General features: G+C 63.2%; 25 protein-coding genes. 4 read left to right on the top strand and 21 right to left on the bottom strand.

Annotated features, from left to right (window positions below):
• Window positions 1-222 precede the first annotated feature (222 nt).
• From LB571_RS10725 to LB571_RS10690, 8 genes are all read right to left on the bottom strand, one after another.
• Window positions 223-366: a hypothetical protein gene (locus LB571_RS10725; RefSeq protein ID WP_224594329.1), complete on the bottom strand. Its 144-nt coding sequence runs from the start codon at window positions 364-366 to the stop codon at window positions 223-225.
• Window positions 367-553: 187 nt separating this feature from the next.
• Window positions 554-889 carry a hypothetical protein gene (locus LB571_RS10720; protein WP_224594328.1) on the bottom strand — a complete coding sequence of 112 codons (336 nt, stop codon included), beginning with the start codon at window positions 887-889 and terminating at the stop codon, window positions 554-556.
• A gap of 88 nt (window positions 890-977) precedes the next feature.
• Window positions 978-1,517, bottom strand: coding sequence for a MerR family transcriptional regulator (locus tag LB571_RS10715; protein WP_015318228.1), 540 nt, complete (start codon window positions 1,515-1,517; stop codon window positions 978-980).
• Window positions 1,518-1,732: 215 nt separating this feature from the next.
• Window positions 1,733-2,056 (bottom strand): integration host factor subunit alpha, encoded by a 324-nt coding sequence (locus tag LB571_RS10710; RefSeq protein ID WP_010915609.1) that lies wholly within the window; start codon window positions 2,054-2,056, stop codon window positions 1,733-1,735.
• A 101-nt stretch (window positions 2,057-2,157) separates the two neighbouring features.
• Entirely contained in the window at window positions 2,158-3,129 is a 972-nt protein-coding gene (locus LB571_RS10705; RefSeq protein ID WP_015318229.1) for a beta-ketoacyl-ACP synthase III, read from the bottom strand.
• 9 nt (window positions 3,130-3,138) lie between these two features.
• A complete protein-coding gene (gene plsX / locus LB571_RS10700; RefSeq protein WP_140823662.1) occupies window positions 3,139-4,209 on the bottom strand; it encodes a phosphate acyltransferase PlsX in 1,071 nt (356 codons plus the stop codon).
• 113 nt (window positions 4,210-4,322) lie between these two features.
• Window positions 4,323-4,871 carry a YceD family protein gene (locus tag LB571_RS10695; RefSeq protein ID WP_224594326.1) on the bottom strand — a complete coding sequence of 183 codons (549 nt, stop codon included), beginning with the start codon at window positions 4,869-4,871 and terminating at the stop codon, window positions 4,323-4,325.
• Window positions 4,872-4,874: 3 nt separating this feature from the next.
• Entirely contained in the window at window positions 4,875-5,417 is a 543-nt protein-coding gene (locus LB571_RS10690; RefSeq protein ID WP_140823701.1) for a ubiquinol-cytochrome C chaperone family protein, read from the bottom strand.
• Between the two features lie 114 nt (window positions 5,418-5,531).
• On the opposite strand from LB571_RS10690, the gene LB571_RS10685 reads away from it, so the two are divergent.
• The 3 genes from LB571_RS10685 to LB571_RS10675 all read left to right on the top strand — a co-directional run bounded on the left by LB571_RS10685 (window position 5,532) and on the right by LB571_RS10675 (window position 7,747).
• Window positions 5,532-6,047, top strand: a complete 516-nt coding sequence (locus tag LB571_RS10685) for an outer membrane protein assembly factor BamE (protein WP_140823664.1) — start codon at window positions 5,532-5,534, stop codon at window positions 6,045-6,047.
• A 154-nt stretch (window positions 6,048-6,201) separates the two neighbouring features.
• Window positions 6,202-6,747: a dTDP-4-dehydrorhamnose 3,5-epimerase family protein gene (locus tag LB571_RS10680; protein WP_015318234.1), complete on the top strand. Its 546-nt coding sequence runs from the start codon at window positions 6,202-6,204 to the stop codon at window positions 6,745-6,747.
• A 16-nt stretch (window positions 6,748-6,763) separates the two neighbouring features.
• Window positions 6,764-7,747, top strand: coding sequence for a glycosyltransferase family 2 protein (locus LB571_RS10675; protein WP_140717553.1), 984 nt, complete (start codon window positions 6,764-6,766; stop codon window positions 7,745-7,747).
• A 106-nt stretch (window positions 7,748-7,853) separates the two neighbouring features.
• Here LB571_RS10675 and LB571_RS10670 read toward each other — a convergent pair whose 3' ends face one another.
• The 5 genes from LB571_RS10670 to LB571_RS10650 all read right to left on the bottom strand — a co-directional run bounded on the left by LB571_RS10670 (window position 7,854) and on the right by LB571_RS10650 (window position 14,051).
• Entirely contained in the window at window positions 7,854-9,995 is a 2,142-nt protein-coding gene (locus LB571_RS10670) for a sodium-translocating pyrophosphatase (RefSeq protein WP_015318236.1), read from the bottom strand.
• Between the two features lie 263 nt (window positions 9,996-10,258).
• Complete coding sequence (locus tag LB571_RS10665; protein ID WP_224594324.1) at window positions 10,259-11,008, bottom strand: ABC transporter permease; 750 nt, start codon at window positions 11,006-11,008, stop codon at window positions 10,259-10,261.
• On the bottom strand, window positions 11,005-11,943 hold the full coding sequence (locus LB571_RS10660) for an ABC transporter ATP-binding protein (RefSeq protein WP_224594322.1): 939 nt from the start codon (window positions 11,941-11,943) through the stop codon (window positions 11,005-11,007). Before LB571_RS10660 ends, LB571_RS10665 begins: the two co-directional genes overlap by 4 nt.
• Complete coding sequence (locus tag LB571_RS10655; RefSeq protein WP_140617052.1) at window positions 11,940-13,103, bottom strand: ABC transporter permease; 1,164 nt, start codon at window positions 13,101-13,103, stop codon at window positions 11,940-11,942. Before LB571_RS10655 ends, LB571_RS10660 begins: the two co-directional genes overlap by 4 nt.
• A 36-nt stretch (window positions 13,104-13,139) precedes the next feature.
• Window positions 13,140-14,051 (bottom strand): ABC transporter substrate-binding protein, encoded by a 912-nt coding sequence (locus tag LB571_RS10650; protein ID WP_015318240.1) that lies wholly within the window; start codon window positions 14,049-14,051, stop codon window positions 13,140-13,142.
• A gap of 215 nt (window positions 14,052-14,266) precedes the next feature.
• Here LB571_RS10650 and LB571_RS10645 point away from each other — a divergent pair, with 215 nt between their 5' ends.
• On the top strand, window positions 14,267-14,839 hold the full coding sequence (locus tag LB571_RS10645) for an NADPH-dependent FMN reductase (RefSeq protein ID WP_023773263.1): 573 nt from the start codon (window positions 14,267-14,269) through the stop codon (window positions 14,837-14,839).
• 14 nt (window positions 14,840-14,853) lie between these two features.
• On the opposite strand, the gene LB571_RS10640 is transcribed toward LB571_RS10645, so the two are convergent.
• The 8 genes from LB571_RS10640 to glyA all read right to left on the bottom strand — a co-directional run bounded on the left by LB571_RS10640 (window position 14,854) and on the right by glyA (window position 21,552).
• The gene (locus LB571_RS10640; protein ID WP_224594319.1) at window positions 14,854-16,065 is read right to left on the bottom strand and encodes an MFS transporter; all 1,212 of its coding nucleotides are present in this window, start codon (window positions 16,063-16,065) and stop codon (window positions 14,854-14,856) included.
• The gene (gene nusB / locus LB571_RS10635) at window positions 16,062-16,562 is read right to left on the bottom strand and encodes a transcription antitermination factor NusB (protein WP_015318243.1); all 501 of its coding nucleotides are present in this window, start codon (window positions 16,560-16,562) and stop codon (window positions 16,062-16,064) included. The genes LB571_RS10640 and nusB overlap by 4 nt, the downstream gene beginning before the upstream one ends.
• The gene (gene ribH, locus LB571_RS10630) at window positions 16,559-17,053 is read right to left on the bottom strand and encodes a 6,7-dimethyl-8-ribityllumazine synthase (RefSeq protein ID WP_140617055.1); all 495 of its coding nucleotides are present in this window, start codon (window positions 17,051-17,053) and stop codon (window positions 16,559-16,561) included. The genes nusB and ribH overlap by 4 nt, the downstream gene beginning before the upstream one ends.
• 108 nt (window positions 17,054-17,161) lie before the next feature.
• Window positions 17,162-17,779, bottom strand: a complete 618-nt coding sequence (locus tag LB571_RS10625) for a riboflavin synthase (RefSeq protein ID WP_140720771.1) — start codon at window positions 17,777-17,779, stop codon at window positions 17,162-17,164.
• Between the two features lie 6 nt (window positions 17,780-17,785).
• On the bottom strand, window positions 17,786-18,922 hold the full coding sequence (gene ribD, locus LB571_RS10620; protein WP_224594316.1) for a bifunctional diaminohydroxyphosphoribosylaminopyrimidine deaminase/5-amino-6-(5-phosphoribosylamino)uracil reductase RibD: 1,137 nt from the start codon (window positions 18,920-18,922) through the stop codon (window positions 17,786-17,788).
• 2 nt (window positions 18,923-18,924) lie between these two features.
• Complete coding sequence (nrdR, locus tag LB571_RS10615) at window positions 18,925-19,404, bottom strand: transcriptional regulator NrdR (RefSeq protein WP_015318247.1); 480 nt, start codon at window positions 19,402-19,404, stop codon at window positions 18,925-18,927.
• A 158-nt stretch (window positions 19,405-19,562) separates the two neighbouring features.
• A complete protein-coding gene (locus LB571_RS10610; RefSeq protein ID WP_015318248.1) occupies window positions 19,563-20,141 on the bottom strand; it encodes a hypothetical protein in 579 nt (192 codons plus the stop codon).
• A 97-nt stretch (window positions 20,142-20,238) separates the two neighbouring features.
• Complete coding sequence (gene glyA / locus LB571_RS10605; protein WP_015318249.1) at window positions 20,239-21,552, bottom strand: serine hydroxymethyltransferase; 1,314 nt, start codon at window positions 21,550-21,552, stop codon at window positions 20,239-20,241.
• Between the last annotated feature and the right edge of the window lie 98 nt (window positions 21,553-21,650).

Here is a 21,650-nt window from a genome sequence, read left to right as displayed (position 1 = left end):
CTGGGAAACAGTTCAGAAACAAGATTCTACAATCGGGAAATACTGACGAAAAAATTCAGGAGCGTAATTCCGTTCGCGGCGGTCGGGATATCGGCCCGATCGATACCTGCTTGCGAAAAAGGAAACGATCCAATGAAGAAATCCCTCCTCTCGGCCCTCGGGCTTGCAGCTGCAATGGCTTTCGCGGTGCCGGTGGTCGGCGCGACAAGCGCGGACGCGGCCTCAATGGCAAAGCATCATCACCATCGTCACCACCATCATCACCATCATCACCGTCACCATCGCCACCACCATCATCACATGAAGAAGATGGGCAACAAGGCCTAAGCACCGCAACGAGAAGACCAGCCCTGGCTTCTTGTCCAAGGCTGGTTTTCTCCTGGTCACAATGCCAGGCCGGGACTACTGGACAAACCCGGCGATCGCCGCGGAAATCGAGCGGCTGTGGCGGATCGATCGATCCGCCTTTCTGCACCGGCAGCACAGCGGTGCCGTGCGCCTCTATGCCGACGCGCTTCGGCCAGATTCCGGAGCGGTATCGCAACCGCTGACGTCAATGGGAATAGCGGCCGCGCCCGGAGGGCGAGCCGCCCCGGCTGAACAGTAGGCTGGCGACCAGACCGAGCACGACCAGGCCGATGGTAGCGGCGGCCGCCGGATGGTCGCGTGCCGATTTCTCGATCACCCTGCCCTGTTTGCGGATTGCCGGCATGGCGTCGCGCAGACGCTCCGCAAGATCCGAATACGTATCAAGAGCAGCATCACGGCCGTCTTCATAGTAAGCGCCACCCCGCTTCGACACTGCCTTGCGCAACGCGGCGAGTTCTCTCGAGAGAGCCGCGACCTGCTTTTCGAGGTCGATGTCCGAAAGGGTCGAAAATGATGCCATCATGCGTTTCCTTGTCTTGCAGAAGGAAACGTAACGCCTCACCCCAAAGCGAGTTCCAGTTTCGAGGTTTTAAAGCGCTTCGCGGCGGTCAGCGCACCTGGTCGAGCAGGCGCTTGCATTCCAGGAGGTCAAACAGCGCCTCCTGCAGCAACGCGCGGTTGTCACGCGAGAGCTTCGACGCGTCCGGCGCAACCGGACCTTCCTCGTCGCCCTTGCCCAGGCCGAAAAAGCGGCGGCTGGGCTTGACCCTTGGCTGGCCAACCAGTTCGTCATCTCCGCCGCGCGGTTGGGCTGCCGGCGTCAGCGGCACCTGATCGGCCTGTTTGCGCTGCGAGATCGCCTCGACGGCGGCCATGTCGCCATTGCCGATGGCGACCAGGAAATGATTGCCGTTTTCCCGCAGCAGCTTTTGCACGCCCTTGATGGTGTAGCCCTGGTCATAGAGCATATGGCGGATGCCCTTGATCAGTTCGACATCCTGCGGCCGGTAGTAGCGGCGGCCGCCGCCACGCTTCATCGGCTTGATCTGGTTGAAGCGCGTCTCCCAGAAACGCAGCACATGCTGTGGCAGGTCGAGATCTTCAGCGACCTCGCTGATGGTGCGGAAGGCGTCAGGGCTCTTGTCCATGGGCGAAATCCTCACGCTGGCGTGTAGCCCGGAACGGTGCTCCGACGAGATCCCGCTCAACAATGAGAAGAGCTTGTTCCGCAGGTGCGGAATCGATCACAAGCCAGAACACCCATCCGGCCATGCTGCCGAATCGGGTCTTATTTCAGCGGTTTGTGAAGCAATATTCAAGTCCGCCGTTGTCGCGGAGCCGGTTTTCAACCGTGCAATGGAGGCTATTTGCCGCCCTTGGCCTTGCTGTTCTGGTGGGAACGCAGGATGCGGTTCTTCAGGACGTTGGACGATTTGAAGGTCATCACCCGGCGCGGCAGGATCGGTACTTCCTCCCCGGTCTTGGGATTGCGCCCGATCCGCTCATTCTTGGAGCGGACATGAAATGTCGCGAAAGACGACAGCTTCACCGTCTCGCCGCGCACGATCGCTTCGCAGATTTCATCCAGCACCGCCTCGACGAGTTCGGCGGATTCAGTGCGCGACAGACCGACCTTTCGGTAGACGGCCTCGGCAAGGTCGGCGCGCGTAAGTGTCTTTCCCCCCATGCGACCGTCCCATCAGCTCAAACATAAAATCGGCACAACAACGGCAGAGCCTAAGTAATTGATCCGGCAAGGTCAAGGACCGAAACCGGACCGTTCTGCACTTACCAGCGAACCAGAACGGCGCCCCAGGTGAAGCCGCCGCCCATCGCCTCCAGGAGCACCAGATCTCCCTTCTTGATGCGGCCGTCGGCGACGGCCACCGACAGCGCCAGCGGTACGGAAGCAGCCGACGTGTTACCGTGCAAATCGACGGTCACCACCACCTTTTGCTCAGCTATCCCGAGCTTTTTGGCCGAAGCGTCAATAATCCGTTTATTGGCCTGGTGAGGCACGAACCAGTCGAGATCGTCGGCGGTAATACCGGCGGCCGAGAAGGTCGCCTCGATGACATCGGTGATCATGCCGACCGCGTGCTTGAAGACCTCGCGTCCCTCCATGCGCAGATGACCGACCGTGCCCGTCGTCGACGGTCCGCCGTCGACGAAAAGCTTTTCCTTGTGCGAGCCGTCGGAACGCAGGCTGGCCGCCAGGACGCCGCGATCGGCGATCGTGCCGGCCCCCTCACCGGCTTCCAGAACGACCGCACCGGCGCCATCGCCGAACAGCACGCAGGTCGAGCGATCGCTCCAGTCGAGGATGCGTGAGAAGGTCTCCGAGCCTATCACCAGCACGCGCTTTGCAAGGCCACCGCGGATGTAGAGATCGGCTGTCGTCACCGCATAGACGAAACCCGAGCATACCGCCTGCATGTCGAAGGCAAAACCGTGCTGCATGCCGAGCCGGTTCTGGATCTCGACCGCGGTAGCCGGGAACGTGTTGTTGGGGGTCGAGGTCGCCAGTACGACCAGATCGATATCGCCCGGGGTCAATCCCGCATCGGCAAGGGCGGCACGCGCCGCGGCCTCGCCCAGCGAAGCCGTCGTCTCGTCATCAGCCGCGATATGGCGCTGGCGGATGCCGGTGCGCTGAGCGATCCACTCGTCGGAGGTCTCGACCATACCTTCAAAATCGGCATTCTTCATGATGCGGCGGGGCAGCGCGGCGCCCGTGCCGCGCACAACTGATCTGATCAAAATTCTTTCCTATTCCCTTGCGTCGGTAACGACGTCGGATTTCCTTGATGTCAGGGCATGCGGGTTGCGCGCATGAAACAGGTCGAGGTCGGCCTCGATGCGATCAAGCAGATTGTTGCGCACCATGTCATAGCCGAGTTCGATCGCCGCGGCGAAACCGTCCGAGTCGGCACCGCCATGGCTTTTGACGACGATGCCGTTCAGCCCCAGGAAGACGCCGCCATTGGAGCGGCCGACATCCATCTTTTCGCGCAGGCGGTCGAAGGCGCCCTTGGCGAAGACATAGCCGATCTTGGCCATAAGGGTGCGGCTCATCGCGGCGCGCAGATAGCCAGCTATCTGGCGCGCGGTGCCTTCCGCCGTCTTGAGAGCAATATTGCCGGCAAAGCCTTCCGTCACGACGACGTCGACCGTACCCTTGCCGATATCGTCGCCTTCGACAAAGCCATGGTAATTCATCGAGGCCATATTGGCTTCGCGCAACATGCGTCCCGCCTCCTTGACCTCTTCCTGGCCCTTGATCTCCTCCACACCGACATTGAGCAGGCCAACCGTGGGTCGGGCGATGCCGAACACGGAACGCGCCATGCCGGTGCCGAGAATGGCAAAATCAATGAGCTGGTGCGCGTCGGCGCCGATGGTGGCGCCGACGTCCAGAACCACGCTTTCGCCGCGCAATGTCGGCCATAATGCCGCGATCGCCGGGCGGTCGATGGTCGCCATGGTGCGCAGGCAGAATTTGGACATCGCCATCAGCGCACCGGTATTGCCGGCGGAGATGCATGCATCCGCGGCGCCCGACTTCACCGCCTCGACCGCCTTCCACATCGACGATTTCCAGCGGCCATGGCGCAGAGCCTGGCTCGGCTTGTCATCCATCCTGACCGCGATCTCGCAGTGGAAGAACTCGCTGACCTCGGCCAATTTGGGGAATTTGGCGAGTTCCGGGCGCACCACTTCCTCACGTCCGTAGATGACGAAGCGGATGTCGGGACGGCGGGTCGCGACCGTCATGAGCGCCGGAATGACCACGGCTGGTCCGTGATCGCCGCCCATGGCATCGATGGAAATCCTGATCACGCGGTATTTATCTCACGGTTAGGCGGCAAGTCGTTTTAGTGATCGCAAAGGTTCGGCGAAAATAGCGGTTTTAGGCTGTCGCACAACCGACTTTTCCGTCGCGAGCGAGGTTTTCAGGATTTTCGCAGCAAGGATCGCAGTTTTTGCTGAAATTCATTCTCGGCCGGTCCGGTGTCGTCATCGGTGCCAATCGAGGCGCCGGGCTTGCGCGGATAGGGATCGATGGCCAAGCCGAAGAACTGTTCGGCAAGTGCCCCGACATCGATGGTGTCGCCCGAAAATGTCTCGGGACTGTCGGGTCCGTCGGCGTCGAGCAGGATTTCGCCGCCGCCTTCGAATCCCTGCCGTCCGAGTTTGGAGTCCTCGGGCAAGAGCAGCGCCTCGAACGGCTCTTCAACATGCGCTTCGATGGGGTCGAGCGTGACGATGCAGGCCTGGGTAATGTCCGCCTCGACACTGCCGCTGACCTTCACGCCGTTGCGCTTCCATGACGTAACCAGCAGTTCGGCGCGATAGGCTTCGACCGACAGCAGCCCATGGGCCTCGGCAAGTGCCGCGCGCTGCGCGGCATCGGCCTCGATCACAACCGGCAGCCCTTTGTGCGGCAGACGCGCGACATTGGCGAAAAAGGATACCGGACTTTGCATATCCACGTCTTTCATCGATCAGCCTCCGTTGGCTACGGGAAACGCCACAGTGCCGACAACGATCGATTCGGTCGGCTGCGCACTCAGTTGCCGGCTGGCGTCGGCGACATACCCGGCCAAACGCGACGCTTCCGGCCAGCCGCCGGCGTCGGGACGGACATTGCGGGCAAGTGCCGCGGTCAGACCGTCATGGTCGTTTCGTTCCAGCGCATCATCATAGGCGGCGGTGCGGCCATAGAACATCTTCGCCAGCTTCTTCATGCGTTTTGGCACACCCACGTCACCAATGCCCAGTTCTCGCAGCGAATGATCGACGTCGAGAAAGAATTCGTCGATCAGCACCTGCGCGATCTCTTGCGCCACGCCGTCCTCTCCGCGCAAGCGGTGCTGGACCAGGAACATGTGCAGCGAAAGCATCTCGAAACGGCCAAGCGGCGTGTCCGGCACATTCCAGTGGGAATAAAAAACGGTCTGCCGCGCCGCCGCCACGATTTGTGCGTAAAGCGCGTCGGTGATGGCGCGGTTGGCGTGGCGTTCGCGGCCAAAAAGGCGCTGGAACATGGGGATGGTCTCCGGGGACCGTTTGTTGAATTGGCCTTGTTGCATCGGCAAGCAAGCTGGTTTACCGGTTTTGCGGCCCAGCGCAAGTTGCGGCGATATAATGGAGAATTGTTGTTGCGCGCGCTGAATTTCAAGTCGAGTTTCAATTCCAGGGCTGCCGCCGCGATCTCGCTGCTGGCTATCGTAGCGGCGCTGTCGGCATGCCACACCAACAAGATGATCGGCGACCTCAATCCGAGCGAGACGTTCACGCAAGGCTATGTCCTCGATCAGCAGGCGATCGATTCCGTGCCGGTCGGTTCCAGCCGCGAGCAGGTGCTCCTTGCACTCGGCACGCCGTCGACCACGGCGACTTTCGACAATGAGGCGTTTTACTATATTTCGCAGACGCGCAAGCGCTACGTCGCGTTCGACAAGCCGAGGCTGGTCGACCAGAAAGTGCTGGCGGTCTATTTCGGCCCGGACAGCCGCGTCACCCAGATCGCCAATTACGGCTTGAAGGACGGCAAGATCTTCGACTTCATTTCGCGCACCACGCCAACCGGCGGCAAGGACCAGAACTTCCTCAGCCAGATCATCAACGGCGCCAGCAAGCTGGCGCCCGGCATTCCCGGCGGCGGCACCCCCTGATCCCTAGAATCCTGCTTCCCTGACTTTGGGGAACAGAAATGTCTCAGGCGACCAAAAACCCGTGGGAGCGATCCCACGGGTTTTTGTTAACGGGGCCCGGCTTGCCAGTGATGGGGCAAACCCATATCAAACCGTCAGGCTGGGGGATTTGGACATGAGCAGTGACGACCATGCGATGCCGGTTGGCTGGATGGCGACCGGGACACCCGACCGGCAGACGGTGACATCAGACTGGCTTGCCATCGATCCGCCGTCGATCGATGGCGTCACAATCAAGGAAATCAGGCCGGTCGCTACATCCAACGGCTATCTGACCGAGGTCTTTCGGGATGAGTGGGGACTTGATCCATCGCCTGTCGGCCAGGTGTTTCAACGCACGATGTATCCAGGCGCGGTAACCGGCTGGCATGCGCACAGGGTGACGCTGGATCGGCTCTTCTGCTGTGCCGGCAGCGTCCGCATATCGCTCTATGACGGCCGGAAGGCTTCGCCCAGTTTCGGCACGGTGTGGCACAAGATACTCGGCGCGTTGCGGCCGGCGATCGTCATAATCCCGCCAGGCGTGTGGCACGGCGTGACGGCGCTCGGGCCGGAGATCGCCCTGCTGCTCAATCTCGTCGACAAGGCCTATGCCTACGACGCGCCCGACCATTGGCGCCTGCCACCGGACACCGAACAAATCCCCTACAAGCTGGTGTAGCGTGGAAGGATCGCGCTTGTTCGATGCAACAGGGCAGCGCGTGCCGCTCGTCTCGGTGGTGATCGCCACCCACAATCGTCCCGCAGCCTTGCGACAGACGCTGTTCAGCGTCTTGCGCCAGACGCTGCAGGATTTTGAAATTCTGGTGATCGGCGACGACTGTCGCCCTGAGACACCGGCGATCATCGCCGAATTCGCCGATCCGCGCATCTTCTATATCGACCTGCCCGTCAATTTCGGCGAGCAATCCGGCCCCAACAATATCGGTTTTGCCAGGGCGCGCGGCCGGCTTGTCGCCGTGCTCAATCACGACGACCTCTGGTTTCCGGATCATCTGGCGGCAACCACGGGATGGATCGATGCGACCGGCGCGGATGTCGTCATCGCTCGTGGCGCCATCATCGAACCGGTGCGGACGAGAGACGATGCTCTCAAGACCTCGATTTACGGAATGGGCAAAGACGGTTTTTACGATCCCGTCGTCACGGCCGGATACGGATCGGCACAGGTGGTCAGGCGGGCGTCGCTGGACTGGCTCGGCCCCTGGCGGCCTGCCAGCGAATGCTCATGCGAAAGTTCGCAGGACTGGCTCTTCCGGGCCTGGCGAAAGGGAGCCGTGATCGCGACCATGCCGCACCTGACGGTGCTGAGTATCTTCTCCGGCCAGCGCAGCGGCAGTTATCTCGATGACACGGCAATGGAGCAGGAGGAACTCATCGACCGCATGCGCATACCGGACGACCTACGTGTCAAGGTTCTTGCCGCAGCGGCGGTGCCGTCTCGCCTGAAGAAATCCAGTTATCTGAAACGAAGGGTTTGGGCTGCATGCGGCATTCATCCGAGATCCGTCGAGTTTCGCCGCAAATACCAACGCGGTGCTTTTGTCTCCATGCTTCGAAAGGTACGCGGCCTGCCGCCCATGCCTGAACGGGAGCCGACCGTGGATGATCTGTTGGCTATGTACCGCAGAGGCAGCAAGCGGGAAGAAACCGGAGAATAGCGGCTGTCGCGCACGCGGCGCCCAGATGCCGGACCAAGCGACCAGTCAGCTGACATGAAAAAACCCGCGGGGATCGCTCCCCGCGGGTTTTTTCAACCGCTCCCGCTCAGCCGTGCGCGAGCACGGCCAGCAACAGGAGCGCTACGATGTTGGTGATCTTGATCGCCGGGTTGACCGCCGGGCCGGCGGTGTCCTTGTAGGGATCACCGACGGTGTCGCCGGTCACCGAAGCCTTGTGTGCCTCGGAGCCCTTGAGGTGCTTGACGCCGTCCTTGTCGGTGAACCCGTCCTCGAACGACTTCTTGGCGTTGTCCCAGGCGCCGCCGCCCGAGGTCATCGAGATGGCGACAAACAGGCCATTGACGATGACGCCGAGCAGCGAGGCGCCGAGCGCTGCGAAGGCGGACGCCTTCGAGCCCGAGATCAGCAGCACGCCGAAATAGACGACGAGCGGCGCCAGCACAGGCAGCAGCGACGGGATGATCATTTCCCGGATCGCCGCCTTGGTCAGGAGATCGACCGCGCGCGCATAGTTCGGCTTGGACGTGCCGGCCATGATGCCCGGATCCTCGCGGAACTGCTTGCGCACCTCCTCGACGATGGCGCCCGCCGCGCGGCCGACCGCCGTCATGGCGATGCCGCCGAACAGATAGGGGATCAGGCCACCGAAGATCAGGCCGGCGACGACGTAAGGGTTGGAGAGATCGAAGGAGATTTCGCCCATGCCCTGGAAGTAGGGATATTTGTCGCCATTGGCGGCAAAGAACTTCAGGTCGTTCGAGTAGGCCGCGAACAGCACCAGCGCGCCGAGGCCGGCCGAACCGATGGCGTAGCCCTTGGTCACCGCCTTGGTGGTGTTGCCGACGGCGTCGAGCGCGTCGGTGGAGTGGCGCACTTCCTTGGGAAGGCCCGCCATTTCGGCAATGCCGCCGGCATTGTCGGTGACCGGACCGAAGGCGTCGAGCGCCACGATCATGCCGGCGAGGCCGAGCATGGTGGTGACGGCGATCGCCGTGCCGAACAAGCCGCCGAGCTGGTAGGTGGCGATGATGCCGCCGACGATGACGATTGCCGGCAGTGCCGTCGATTCCAGCGAGACCGCGAGGCCCTGGATGACGTTGGTGCCGTGGCCGGTCACCGACGCCTGGGCGATGGAGTTGACCGGGCGCTTGTTGGTGCCGGTGTAGTACTCGGTGATCACCACGATCAACCCGGTCACCACGAGGCCGATCAGGCCGCAGATGAACAGGTTCTTGCCGGTGATCGTCATGCCGGCGACGGTGCCGACCTCGCCCCAGCCGAGCGTGGCCGAAGTGGCGACGCCGAGGCCGACGATCGACAGCAGGCCGGTCACGATCAGGCCCTTGTAGAGCGCGCCCATGATCGAGCCGTTGGAGCCGAGCTTGACGAAGAAGGTGCCGACGATCGAGGTCAGGATACAGGCGCCGCAGATGGCGAGCGGATACAGCATCGCCGCACCGAGGACAGCGGTGCCGCCGAAGAAAATGGCGGCGAGAACCATGGTGGCGACAACCGTCACCGCATAGGTTTCGAACAGGTCGGCGGCCATGCCGGCGCAATCGCCGACATTGTCGCCGACATTGTCGGCGATGGTGGCCGGGTTGCGCGGATCATCCTCCGGAATACCGGCTTCGACCTTGCCGACCAGATCGCCGCCGACATCGGCACCCTTGGTGAAGATGCCGCCGCCGAGACGGGCGAAGATCGAGATCAGCGAGGCGCCGAAGCCGAGCGAGACCAACGAATCGATGACGATACGATCGTTTGGCTGAAGACCCATGAAATGGGTCAGGACGAGATAATAGATGGAAACGCCCAGCAGAGCGAGGCCGGCCACCAGCATGCCGGTGATGGCGCCCGACTTGAAAGCGATGTCGAGGCCGGCGGCGAGGCTGTTGGAAGCCGCTTGCGCGGTGCGTACATTGGCCCGCACCGAAACATGCATGCCGATGAAGCCGGCGGCACCCGACAGAACGGCGCCGATCAGGAAGCCGATGGCGGCGGTGATCGACAGCAGCCACCAGGCGAGCACGAGCACGACCACGCCGACGATGGCGATGGTGGTGTATTGGCGCGCCAGATAGGCCTGGGCGCCTTCGCGGATGGCGGCGGAGATTTCCTGCATGCGTGCATTGCCCTGATCGGCCGCGAGGACCGAACGTGTCGCCCAGATGGCGTATAGGATTGAAAGCAGGCCGCAGGCGATGACGGCGGAAATAATGGTCATTGCCGAATTTTCCTCGATTGTTGGCCCAAAAGAACCCCTCCCTGGGCCGTTGAGACAAAGACCGGATTCCGCGCGCGGAATCCACCTCTTCGCATCGGTGTATGCGAAACAGGGCCGCGAACGTCAAGATATTGTTCAGTTTTTGCCCGGCTTTCGTCCAAAAGGCAAAACCCGCGACGGCAGAGCCGAAAGGGCCTTCGATTTAGATCGATTGAAATCACGCTAGGGAACCATCCGAGGCAAGACCTCCGTCTCCCCGAGGATCATTCCGCTTCGCGACCCATCCGGCGCGCCGTGTAGCGCTCTACCGCCGACAGTCCGTCATAGATCAGCACGGCAAGGGCCGCCACGATCAGGCCGCCCTGCAGGATGAAGGCGAGATTGTTGGATAGCAGGCCGGCGATGATCACCTCACCGAGTGTCTTGGCGGCCACCGTCGAGCCGATGGTGGCCGTGGCCAGGCTGATCACCACGGAGAGCCTTATGCCGCCAAGGATGATCGGTGCACTGAGCGGCAACTCGAGCTTGGTGAGCCTTTGCCAGCCGGTCATGCCGGCGCCACGCGCCGCCTCGACGACGTTAGCCGGCAGCGTCGTCAACCCGGTCAGTGCGTTCTCGAAGATAGGCAGCAGTCCATAGAGAAACAGCGCGATCAGCGTCGGCTTCTCGCCGAAGCCGACTGCCGGCACGGCGAGCGCCAGCACCGCCACGGGCGGAAAGGTCTGGCCGATGTTGACCAGGCTGCGCGACAACGGCAGAAATTCGACGCCAGCCGGCCGGGTGACGAGGATGGCGAGCGCCACCGCGACGATGGTGGCGGCGACGGTCGCGATCAACACGGTGCGCAGATGCAGCAGCGTCAGCGTCAGCAGGCTGCCCTGATTGTAGATTACGGGAGCGTTGTTTTCGGTCAGCGGCTTCAGCAACGGCTCGAACCACCCCGGACTGGTGATGAAGGCAACAAGCAACACCACCAGCGCAAGCCTGAGCAGCAGCGGCAGCCAGGCCTTCATGCCGGCCTCGCCGCGCGCTTGATCAGTCCGTCGACGGTGACGCGGCCGATCGGCTTGCCGTCGGCACCCTTCACCGGCAGCGCCGGCCTGCCGGACCAGAGAAGTTCCGCGAGCGCGTCACGCTGGCTGGCGTCGCCGGGGATCGCCTCGCCTTCGGCGCCGCCCTGCTCCACCGCATCGCGTACCCGCCCCAGCGACAGTAGCCTGAATGGTTTTTCGCTGGCTCCGACCAGGGTTTCGACAAAGCTGCTGGCTGGGTTCGCCAGGATCTCCGCCGGCCTTGCATATTGCACGAGCTTGCCGGCATCCATCACCGCGATCTTGTCCCCCATGTGCACGGCCTCCTCCATGTCATGAGTGACGAGGATGATGGTGGTGCCGAAGCGCTTCTGGATTGCCAGCAGATCTTCTTGCGCCTTGGTACGGATGATCGGGTCGAGTGCGCCGAACGGCTCGTCCATCAACAGCACGTTGGGTTCGGCGGCGAGCGCGCGGGCAACGCCGACGCGCTGCTGCTGGCCGCCGGACAGTTCATGCGGGTAGCGCGGCCCAAATTCCTGGGGGTCGAGTTGGTAGAGCGTCATCAGCTCGTCGACGCGGGACTTGATGCGTGCCTTGTCCCAACCAAGCAGCACCGGCACGGTAGCGATGTTCTGCGCCACCGTGCGATGCGGAAACAGGCCGTGGCCCTGGATGGCGTAGCCGATGCTGCGGCGCAGTTCGTACCCCGGCACCGATCGATTGTCGGCACCATCGAGCTTGATGACGCCGGCGGTTGGTTCGACCAGCCGGTTGATCATGCGCAGCAGAGTCGTCTTGCCGGAGCCCGAGGTGCCGACAATGACACAGACCGTGCGCGGCTCGACGATCATCGAGACGTCGTCGACGACAGTGGTCGCGTCATAGCGCTTGGTGATGCCTTCGATTTCGATCATGCCGTTTCAACCCTGCGCTTGGTGGCGGTCATTTCGATCACGGCGTCGAGGATGATGGCGGCGGCAAAGGCGAGTGCCACGGTCGGCACTGCGCCAAGCAGCACCAGGTCCATCGCCGTCTGGCCGACCCCCTGGAAGACGAACACGCCGAAACCGCCGCCGCCGATCAGCGCGGCGATGGTGGCAAGGCCTATATTCTGCACCAGCACAATGCGGATGCCGGTGAGGATCACCGGAAAGGCCAGCGGAAACTCCACACCGAACAGGCGCTGGCGGTCCGTCATGCCCATGCCCCGCGCCGCGTCATTGGCGGCACGCGGCACGCCGGCAAGGCCGACCACGGTGTTGGCCACCACCGGCAGCAGCGAATAGAGGAACAGGGCGACGAAGGCGGGCGCCGTGCCGATGCCCCTGATACCGAGCGCGGCGGCCCCCGGAACGTGGGCCGCGACCCAGCCAAGCGGCGCGATCAGCAGTCCGAACAGCGCGATCGAGGGAATGGTCTGGATGATGTTCAAGACGTTGAGGACGCCGGCCCGCAGGCTCTCGACACGGTGGCACAGGATGCCGAGCGGCAGGCCGACGATCACGGCGGCAAGCAACGAGCCGAGAGCAAGGGTCACATGCTTGGAGCCTTCGGCCCAAAAGCTGTCGGCGCGGTTGGAGTATTCCTTGAGGATCGAGAGGCTGTCCCAGCGTCCCGAAATCAGCAGCAAGCCGATGGCCAGCGCCGCAACGACAAGCACGCCGACGCGCGCAGAGGGCGACAGGTTGAGCCGGGTCAGCACGTCGGCGAGCAAAAGCGTGAAGGCGAAGATGAGAATCCAGAAGCCGGATGCCGGCGAGACCCGAGCAAAAGTATTGCCGGCTGGAGTGAGGAATGTGCCGGCGACGCCGATGAGCAGCGCCAGCGCGACAAGCGTCACGACGCTCGCCGCAAGGCGCAAGACGAGCGGCGTTTTGAGGAGCGCGATGATTGCCGCCGCGACAATGATTGCGAGCAGCAACGGCCCTATAGCCTGCGGCAGCGCCTCGACGATAGAGCGTGCCTGGCCGGGAACGATGCGGTTCGCGCGGAAGGTGGCGAACGGCGCGAGAAACGCGGCGTAAGCAGCGAGTGCAGCGATGACCACGCCGAGCTTATCGAAACGCGGGGTCATAAGGCGCCTCGCCCTGACGTCGCTATCGACGCGTCGCTATTTCAAAAACCCGTTCTTCTTCAAAAAGTCCTCGGCGACGCCCTTGACCGGCTCGCCGCCGACCTGCACGCGGCCGTTCAGCTCCTGCAGCGTGACGAGATCGAGCTTGGCGAAGACCGGCTTCAGCAGCGTTTCGATCTCGGGATGCTCCTTCAGCACCGCCTCGCGGATGATCGGCGCCGGCTGATAGACCGGCTGCACGCCCTTGTCGTCAGTCAGCACCACGAGGCCCGATGGCGCGATGCCCCCGTCGGTGCCGTAGACCATGGCAGCATTGGCGCCGCTGGTCTGGTTGGCGGCGGCCGCGATGGTTGCCGCCGTATCGCCACCAGAGAGGGTGATCAGCTGGTCCGGCTTCAACGTGAAGCCGTAGGTAGTCTGGAAGGCCGGAAGGGCTGCCGCCGAATTGACGAACTCGGCGGAGGCCGCCAGGACCACCTTGCCGCCGCCGGCGACATATTTGCCGAAGTCCGACAGCGTGACGAGCTTGTTCTCGTCCGTCACTTCCTTGCGCAGGGCGATCGCCCAGGTGTTGTTGGCCGGCGCCGGTGACAGCCAGACGATCTTGTTGGCGTCGTAGTCGAGCTTCTTGGCCGTCTCATAGGCCTTGGCGGCATCCTTCCACACGGGATCATCGGCCTTCTCGAAGAAGAAGGCGGCGTTGCCGGTGTATTCGGGATAGATGTCGATCTCACCGGCGGTGATCGCCTTGCGCACCACGGGCGTGCCGCCGAGCTGGATGCGGTCCGTGGTCTTGATGTTGTTGGCGTTGAGGACGAGCTGGATAATGTTGCCGAGCACGCCACCCTCGGTGTCAATCTTCGAGGAGACGACAACCTGAGCGCTCGCGGAAGCCGCCGTGATGGCGAGCGCCATAGCCGCGCTGGCCAGAACCTTGACTGAAAACATTGTGAAACCCCTTGCTGTGAACCGGAATGCGGTGGCCGCATATGAGCATGGCTTCAACGGCCAGTCGGGGCACACGGTTTCATAAGAAGGGGGACCAGCGCAATATTTTTGTTCCGGACGCGCCGATTTGGGCCTGGCGGCAACAGCGGGCTGGCGATTGGCCGCTATCGGGTGAATAATGCCACGAGGGTGGCGGCAAACACGGAGAGCGTGTCATGGCCATACACAAGGTCGGTTATCTCATCGGCAGCCTTGCCCAGGCATCCATCAACCGCAAGCTCGCGAAGGCGCTTGTTCAACTTGCCCCTCCCGAGCTCGAAATGACGGAAATCGGCTTCAAGGATCTGCCTCTCTACAGTTACGACTACGACGCCAATTTCCCGCCGGCCGCCCAGGCTTTCAAAAAGGCGATCGCCTCCGTCCAGGCCGTGCTGTTCGTCACCCCGGAGTATAATCGCTCGATCCCCGGCGGACTGAAGAACGCGATCGACTGGGCCAGCCGCCCCTACGGCAAGAATTCATTCGCGCGCAAACCGTCGGCCGTCATCGGAACATCGCCGGGCGCGATCGCGACCGCTGTCGCCCAACAAAGCCTCCGCAGCGTGCTGAGTTTCTGCAACTCACCGCAGATGAATGCGCCCGAAGCCTATATCCAGTTCACGCCGGGACTGATCACGGATGACGGCGAGGTGACGGTTGAATCCACTGAGGATTTCCTGCGCAATTACATGGCTGAGTTCCATATGTTCATAGCGCGGGTGCTTCAGGTTCTGCCGCCGGACGCATAGCTTTCAAATTCGCGTCAAGCCGGCCGCAAGCTTGTGATCTTCAGCGCGCCGAGTGCCACGAAGCAAAGTGCGGCGACGGGAAAGATCATCCAGTTGAGCATGGTCCAGCCCCAGGCGTTGTAGACCATGCCCGACATCAGCGACGCACAGGCGACGGAGCCGAACAGGACGAAGTCGTGGAAGCCCTGCACCTTGCCCTTTTCGGAAGGGTGGTAGCTGGCCGCCACCATGGCGGTGGCGCCGATGAAGCTGAAATTCCAGCCGAGGCCGAGCAGGATCAGCGCCGTCCAGAACTGCCACAGCGCCAGGCCCGACAAGGCAACGACGGCACAGCCGATCAGCAACAGCAGGCCGATGGCGACAATGCGCTCGGCGCCAAAGCGATGGATCAGCGAGCCGGTGAAGAAGCTCGGCCCGAACATCGCCATGACATGCCAGGAGATGCCCAGCGTCGCATCGTCCTCCGACAGGCCGCAGCCCACCATGGCGAGCGGCGCGCCGGTCATGACGAAACTCATCAGCGCATAGCTGCCGACGGCGCAGAAGAGCGCCGCGACGAAACGCGGCTTGGTGACGATTTCGGAAAGGGGTCGGGCATCGCCGTCGGCAACGTCCACCTTGCTCGCGGTCCTCGACGGCAAACGAAGGAACGACAGGATCACGGCGCCGACAACCGCCAGCGGCAGGATCGAGGCGAAGGAACCGGCAAACATGACTGGTGCGAATAATTCGCGCGTGAAGATGACGATCTGCGGCCCGAGGATGGCGGTGATGATGCCACCGGCGAGCACGAAGGAGATGGCGCGGGCCTTGAACGCCGGCGGCGCGTTGTCGGCCGCGGCAAAACGGAACTGCTGGACGAAGGCGCCGCCGACACCGATGACGAGCAGCGCGAACGCGAACAGCCAAAAGCTGCCGTGGAATAAAGCCAGGGTGGCGACCAGCCCGCCGAGCGCGGTGACCACGGTTCCGGTCATGAAACCGCCACGCTGCCCCAGCCAGCGGATAATGGCGGCCGCGGGCAAGGCGCCTAGCGCCACACCGAGATTGAAGCCGGTGATCGGCGCGGTCGCCAGGGATTTGTCGGCGCCGAGCAGATATTGCCCGGCCAGCGCGCCCATGGAAATGGCGATGGGAGCCGCCGAGCCGATGATCGCCTGCGAGGCGGCGAGGATCAGCGCGGTGCGCCGCGCCTCCTTGCTCGCCTCGACGGCGATGGCGGTCACGAAGCGTCCTTGCCGCGTCCCTCGCCACGCACCCGGCGTGACACGCGGTCGAGCACGGCATTGACCAGCTTCGGCTCGTCTTCCTCGTAGAAGGCCTTGGCGATGTCGACATATTCGGTGACGATGACCGCGACAGGAACGTCCTCGCGCTTCATCAGTTCGTAGACGCCCGCGCGCAGAATGGCACGGAGCGTCGAATCGAGGCGCGACAGCGGCCAGTCGTCGGTCAGGGCCTGGCGGATGATCGGATCGATGGTCTTCTGGTTCTCGACGACCCCGGTCAGGATGGCACGAAACCACTGCGCGTCCGCCTCGCGATAGAGCGCGCCGTCGACTTCCTTGCCGAGACGGAACGCCTCGTACTCGGCGGTGATCTCGAACACGCCGCTGCCGGCGACATCCATCTGATAGAGCGCCTGCACGGCGGCCAGACGGGCAGCGCCGCGCTTGTTGGCGTGGCGCACCGCGGGCTGTCCGGGCGAAGCGGGTTCGCTCACGATTGCGCTCCCAGTTGTTCCTTCAACGCGATCATGGTCAGCGCCGCGCGCGCGGCAAAGCCGCCCTTGTCGCCTTCGGAGCGCTTGGCCCGCGTCCACGCCTGCACATCGTTCTCGGTGGTCAGGATACCGTTGCCGATGCAGACCGAGTCCTGCACGGACAGGTCCATGAGCGCACGGCTGGATTCATTGGCGACGATGTCGAAATGATAGGTATCGCCACGGATAATGGTGCCGAGTGCGACAAAGCCGTCATAGCCCGTCCCGCCTTCGGCCATGCCGTCGAGCGCGAAGGTGATCACCGCGGGAATTTCAAGCGAACCGGGAACAGTGACGACGTCGTAAGTCGCGCCCGCTTCGTCGAGCGCGCTTGTCGCGCCATCGAGCAGTGCGTCGGCAAGGTCGTCGTGAAAGCGCGCCTCAATGACGAGGAGGTGAGCCTTCTTCTTGGGACGAATGAACGCCTTGCCGTGTTGGGATGTGCCAGCCATAGATGTCTCCGGAGTCGCCGGTGACTTAGGCCGAAGCCGGTTTGATCGCAAGCGGAAGATTGCCCGACGCGTATCAGATTGCCGTGGGTCGGACTGTCCCGCAGGCGATCAAAGCCCCTCTTTCGCCGCCTCCGCCAGCCGGGCAGCGTAGCGGGCCATGGTATCGATCTCGAGATTGACGCGGTCGCCTGCCTTGCGCTCGCCCCAGGTAGTCACGGTCAGCGAGTGGTGGATCAACAGCACGTCGAAGCGGGTGCCCTCGACCCTGTTGACAGTGAGCGAGGTGCCATCAAGCGCGACGGAGCCTTTCGGCGCGATGAATTTCGCCAGATCGCGCGGCGCTTGCAGTGTGAAGCGCACCGCATCGCCCTCATCCCGGCGTTCAACGATCTCGGCGGTGCCGTCGACATGGCCCGAAACGATGTGGCCGCCAAGCTCGTCGCCGATCTTCAGCGCCCGTTCCAGATTGATCCTGGTGCCGGACTTCCAACCGGACGCCGTGGTCAGCCTGAGCGCCTCCTCCCAGGCCTCGACCTCGAACCAGCGCGCGTTCGAGCCGCTGTCGGGCAAAGCCGTGACCGTCAGGCAGACGCCACCGCAGGAAATCGACGCGCCGATGGCGATGGTCTCGGGATCATAGGCGGTGTCGATGCGCAGTCCCACCCCTTCCCGCAGCGGCTTGATGGCGGCCACGGTGCCGATATCGGTGACAATCCCGGTAAACATCGATCGCTATCCCTGAAAATCCCTGATCCATTCGGCGTAACCGTCTTCGCCGAACCGCATCTCGCGCAGCTTGCGAAAACCCACCGGGACATGGTCAGCGTCGACAGGCGATGCAATGCCATCTTGGCCGATCGCTTCCGGACCCTGGAACAGCACGATGCGGTCCACCAGCCCGTCGGCCAGGAAGGCGCTCGCCACCTTGGCGCCGCCCTCGACCAGCACGCTTGCCATGCCAAGCGCCGCCAGATCCTCGAGCAGCTCCGGCAATGCGACGCCGCCCTCGTGCGTCTCCGTACCGATGAAGCGCACGCCGGCGCGCTCGAGCGCGGCCCGGCGCTGCGGATCGGCCTCCAGGCAAGCCGCCACATAAAGAGGTACGCGATCGACGCCCGACACCAGCTTCGAGCCCTCCGGCAGCCTGATCTGGCGGTCGAGCACGATGCGTGCCGGCGACCGGTTCTCCAGTCCGGGCAAACGCACCGTCAGTGCCGGATCATCTTCCAGCGCCGTGCCGATGCCGACCAGGATGGCGTCCGCCTCGGCGCGCATCAGGTAGACTTCGCGGCGCGCCATGTCGCCTGTTATCGCGACCTGGCCGGCGCCTTCCCTGCCGATCTTGCCGTCGCTGGAAAGCGCAAGCTTCAGAATTACTTCCGGGCGTTTTCTCAGAGAGCGAATCAAATAGCCCGCCATCTGTTCGGCAGCTTCGGTGGCGAGGACCTTTTGGACCACTTCGACACCGGCCTCGCGCAGGATGGCGTAACCCTTGCCGGAGACCCGCGGATCGGGATCACTGGCCGCACCCACGACACGCGCGATGCCGGCACTGACCAGCGCGTTGGCGCAAGGCGGCGTGCGGCCGTGATGGGCGCAAGGCTCGAGCGTGACATAGGCGGTTGCGCCACGCGCGAGTTCGCCGGCCTCGGCAAGCGCCTCGGTCTCGGCGTGCGGCCGGCCGCCGACGGCGGTGACGCCGGTACCGACGATCATCGGCCCGGCCCCATCATCGCGCACGATCAACGTGCCGACGGAAGGGTTGGTCGAGGTGCGTCCGGCGTTCTTGCGCGATAGCCGCAAGGCCGCGGCCATGAAACGGCGGTCAAGGGCCGCTTGTTCGGCCTCGCTGCGTTGCGGTGCTGCCATGCTCAGCCGGCGTCCTCTTCGCTCTTTTCTTCGTCCCCCTTCAGCTCGCCGAGCAGCTCGTGGAAATCCTTGGCCTCACGGAAATTGCGATAGACCGAGGCGAAGCGCACATAGGCGACATCGTCGAGCGATTTCAGCGCATCCATGACCAGCCGGCCGACCTCGCCCGAGGCCACTTCCGTTTCGCCGGAGCTTTCCAGTTGGCGCACGATCCCGGTCACCGCGCGATCGATGCGCTCGGGGTCGACATTGCGCTTGCGCACCGCGATCTCGACCGAGCGCAACAGCTTGTCGCGGTCGAACGGCACTTTTCGTCCCGACTTCTTGACCACGACGAGGTCGCGCAACTGCACGCGCTCGAACGTCGTGAAACGGCCGCCGCAATCGGGGCAGACACGCCGCCGGCGGATCGCCGCGCCATCCTCGGCGGGGCGCGAATCCTTCACCTGCGTATCTTCGGACTGGCAATAGGGACAGCGCATGGAGAGCCTTGGGTTCGCGAATCTGGTGGGGTGAAAGGCTTAGAACCTTTCCGGTGCGGATTGAAGCAGTTCCGCTTTTCCACGGCCTGCCGTACCTCAGAGATAGCGAGGCGCGAGGAAGATTGCCAGCACGGCAAGCAGTTGCGCCGGCCAGCCCGCTATGGCGCCACGTCCTTGGTTGGAAAGCCACAAGACGCGCCGAGATTGCGATAGGCCTTTGTAAAACCGTCCATCGGAATGCTGGCGACAGCCTGCTTGCCGAACGCAACATCGAGCGAGGTAACCTGGCGCATGGCCCGCAGCAGCGCAAGACTGGTCTTGGCCTGGTTGTCGATCGTCCAGCTCGGACGGCCGTTGACGGCGTCATTGGAATAGACAGTCGTCGAAACCTTGACGCCGGGATCGCCGAAAGTCGCCGCGATCTTCTTGCCGGTTAGCAGGCTCTTGTTGTCGATGGTGATCAAGATTGCCGGATAAGCATCGGGCGGCAGCGCGTCGCCGGTCGAGATCGACAATGTCAGCGTGCCCGAATTGCCACTCGCATCGAAGAAGGCTGTGGAAGCCGCGCAGGTCTTGTGCGCGTCCTGGCCGGTGTCGAGCGTATCGACCATGGTCGTCCACCGGCCGAAAGTGCTGGTGGCAGGCATGTCCGCGGCGGGCTGCGTCTGCGCCAAAACGGGGCCGCAGGCGGCCAGCCAACCGAAGGCGCCGAGAGAAGCAAGACAGAAATTGCGCATCATCAATTCTCCGGTTCGATGCGTCACCCGATCAGGGGTGACGCGATGCCGGTGGATAAAAGATGACGCTTCGCGCCCGGTCAACCGAGATAAGGAATCAACCGAGATAGGGATAGAGGGGGAATCGATCGGTCAATGCGACGACCTTGGCCTTGACCGCCGCCTCGACCGCGGCATTGCCTTCGTCGGAATTGGCGACCTTGAGCCCATCCAGCACCTCGGCGATCAGCTTGCCGATCTCGCGGAACTCGGCCTGGCCGAAGCCGCGCGTGGTGCCGGCGGGCGTGCCGAGCCGCACGCCAGAGGTAACGAAGGGCTTCTCTGGATCGAAGGGGATGCCGTTCTTGTTGCAGGTGATGTTGGCGCGGCCAAGGGCCGCCTCGGCGCGCTTGCCGGTGGCGTTCTTGGGCCTGAGATCAACCAGCATCAGGTGGTTGTCGGTGCCGCCGGAGACGATGTCGAGGCCCGTTTCCTTGAGGCTGGAGGCAAGCGCCTTGGCGTTGGCGGCGACGCTTTCGGCATAGACCTTGAAGCTCGGCTTCAACGCTTCGCCGAAGGCCACCGCCTTGGCGGCGATGACATGCATCAGCGGTCCGCCCTGCAGGCCGGGGAACACCGCCGAGTTCATCTTCTTGGCGATATCCTCGTCATTGCACAGGATCATGCCGCCGCGCGGGCCGCGCAGCGATTTGTGCGTGGTGGTCGTCACCACATGGGCGTGCGGCAGGGGCGAGGGATGCACACCGCCGGCAACGAGGCCCGCAATGTGCGCCATGTCGACCATCAGATAGGCGCCGACGGCGTCGGCGATCTCGCGAAAACGCTTCCAGTCCCAGATGCGCGAATAGGCTGTGCCGCCGGCCAGGATCAGCTTCGGCTTGGTCTCGTGCGCGGTCTTTTCGATGGCGTCCATGTCAAGCAGATGGTCGTCCTTGCGCACGCCATAGGAGACGACCTTGAACCACTTGCCGCTCATGTTGACCGGCGAGCCATGGGTGAGATGTCCGCCGGAATTGAGGTCGAGGCCCATGAAAGTGTCGCCGGGCTGCAGCAGCGCCAGGAACACCGCCTGGTTCATCTGGCTGCCGGAATTCGGCTGGACGTTGGCGAAGTTACAACCGAACAGTTTTTTCGCACGCTCGATGGCCAGTTCCTCGGCCACGTCGACGAACTGGCAGCCGCCATAGTAGCGCTTGCCCGGATAGCCCTCGGCATATTTGTTGGTCATGATCGACCCCTGCGCCTCGAGCACGGCGCGCGAGACGATGTTTTCGGAGGCGATCAGTTCGATCTCGTGGCGCTGGCGACCGAGCTCGTTGCGGATGGCGCCGAAGATCTCCGGATCGGCATCTTCCAAAGTGGTTTCGAAGAAGGATTCGAATTTGTTGGACGCCGCCGCTGCTGTTGCCATGGCCTGAGTTCCCCTAGGGTTGGAAGGGCAAATTCGTGCACGCCGTCGTCCCGAACCACTCAACGGCCTTGGGCGACATGCATTGCGTTCGCCGGGCC

It is taken from the genome of Mesorhizobium sp. BR1-1-4, from assembly GCF_020165375.1.
Taxonomy (GTDB): domain Bacteria; phylum Pseudomonadota; class Alphaproteobacteria; order Rhizobiales; family Rhizobiaceae; genus Mesorhizobium; species Mesorhizobium australicum.
This window is presented reverse-complemented; position numbering and strand designations above follow the sequence as displayed.

Excerpts from the sequence above, each read along its gene's own strand:
- LB571_RS10720 (WP_224594328.1), bottom strand. The coding sequence starts at position 889 with ATGGCATCATTTTCGACCCTTTCGGACATCGACCTCGAAAAGCAGGTC.
- LB571_RS10715 (WP_015318228.1), bottom strand. The coding sequence starts at position 1,517 with ATGGACAAGAGCCCTGACGCCTTCCGCACCATCAGCGAGGTCGCTGAA.
- LB571_RS10710 (WP_010915609.1), bottom strand. The coding sequence starts at position 2,056 with ATGGGGGGAAAGACACTTACGCGCGCCGACCTTGCCGAGGCCGTCTAC.
- LB571_RS10695 (WP_224594326.1), bottom strand. The coding sequence starts at position 4,871 with ATGAAAGACGTGGATATGCAAAGTCCGGTATCCTTTTTCGCCAATGTC.
- LB571_RS10690 (WP_140823701.1), bottom strand. The coding sequence starts at position 5,417 with ATGTTCCAGCGCCTTTTTGGCCGCGAACGCCACGCCAACCGCGCCATC.
- LB571_RS10680 (WP_015318234.1), top strand. The coding sequence starts at position 6,202 with ATGAGCAGTGACGACCATGCGATGCCGGTTGGCTGGATGGCGACCGGG.
- LB571_RS10670 (WP_015318236.1), bottom strand. The coding sequence starts at position 9,995 with ATGACCATTATTTCCGCCGTCATCGCCTGCGGCCTGCTTTCAATCCTA.
- LB571_RS10665 (WP_224594324.1), bottom strand. The coding sequence starts at position 11,008 with ATGAAGGCCTGGCTGCCGCTGCTGCTCAGGCTTGCGCTGGTGGTGTTG.
- LB571_RS10660 (WP_224594322.1), bottom strand. The coding sequence starts at position 11,943 with ATGATCGAAATCGAAGGCATCACCAAGCGCTATGACGCGACCACTGTC.
- LB571_RS10655 (WP_140617052.1), bottom strand. The coding sequence starts at position 13,103 with ATGACCCCGCGTTTCGATAAGCTCGGCGTGGTCATCGCTGCACTCGCT.
- LB571_RS10650 (WP_015318240.1), bottom strand. The coding sequence starts at position 14,051 with ATGTTTTCAGTCAAGGTTCTGGCCAGCGCGGCTATGGCGCTCGCCATC.
- LB571_RS10645 (WP_023773263.1), top strand. The coding sequence starts at position 14,267 with ATGGCCATACACAAGGTCGGTTATCTCATCGGCAGCCTTGCCCAGGCA.
- ribH (WP_140617055.1), bottom strand. The coding sequence starts at position 17,053 with ATGGCTGGCACATCCCAACACGGCAAGGCGTTCATTCGTCCCAAGAAG.
- LB571_RS10625 (WP_140720771.1), bottom strand. The coding sequence starts at position 17,779 with ATGTTTACCGGGATTGTCACCGATATCGGCACCGTGGCCGCCATCAAG.
- ribD (WP_224594316.1), bottom strand. The coding sequence starts at position 18,922 with ATGGCAGCACCGCAACGCAGCGAGGCCGAACAAGCGGCCCTTGACCGC.
- nrdR (WP_015318247.1), bottom strand. The coding sequence starts at position 19,404 with ATGCGCTGTCCCTATTGCCAGTCCGAAGATACGCAGGTGAAGGATTCG.
- LB571_RS10610 (WP_015318248.1), bottom strand. The coding sequence starts at position 20,141 with ATGCGCAATTTCTGTCTTGCTTCTCTCGGCGCCTTCGGTTGGCTGGCC.
- glyA (WP_015318249.1), bottom strand. The coding sequence starts at position 21,552 with ATGGCAACAGCAGCGGCGGCGTCCAACAAATTCGAATCCTTCTTCGAA.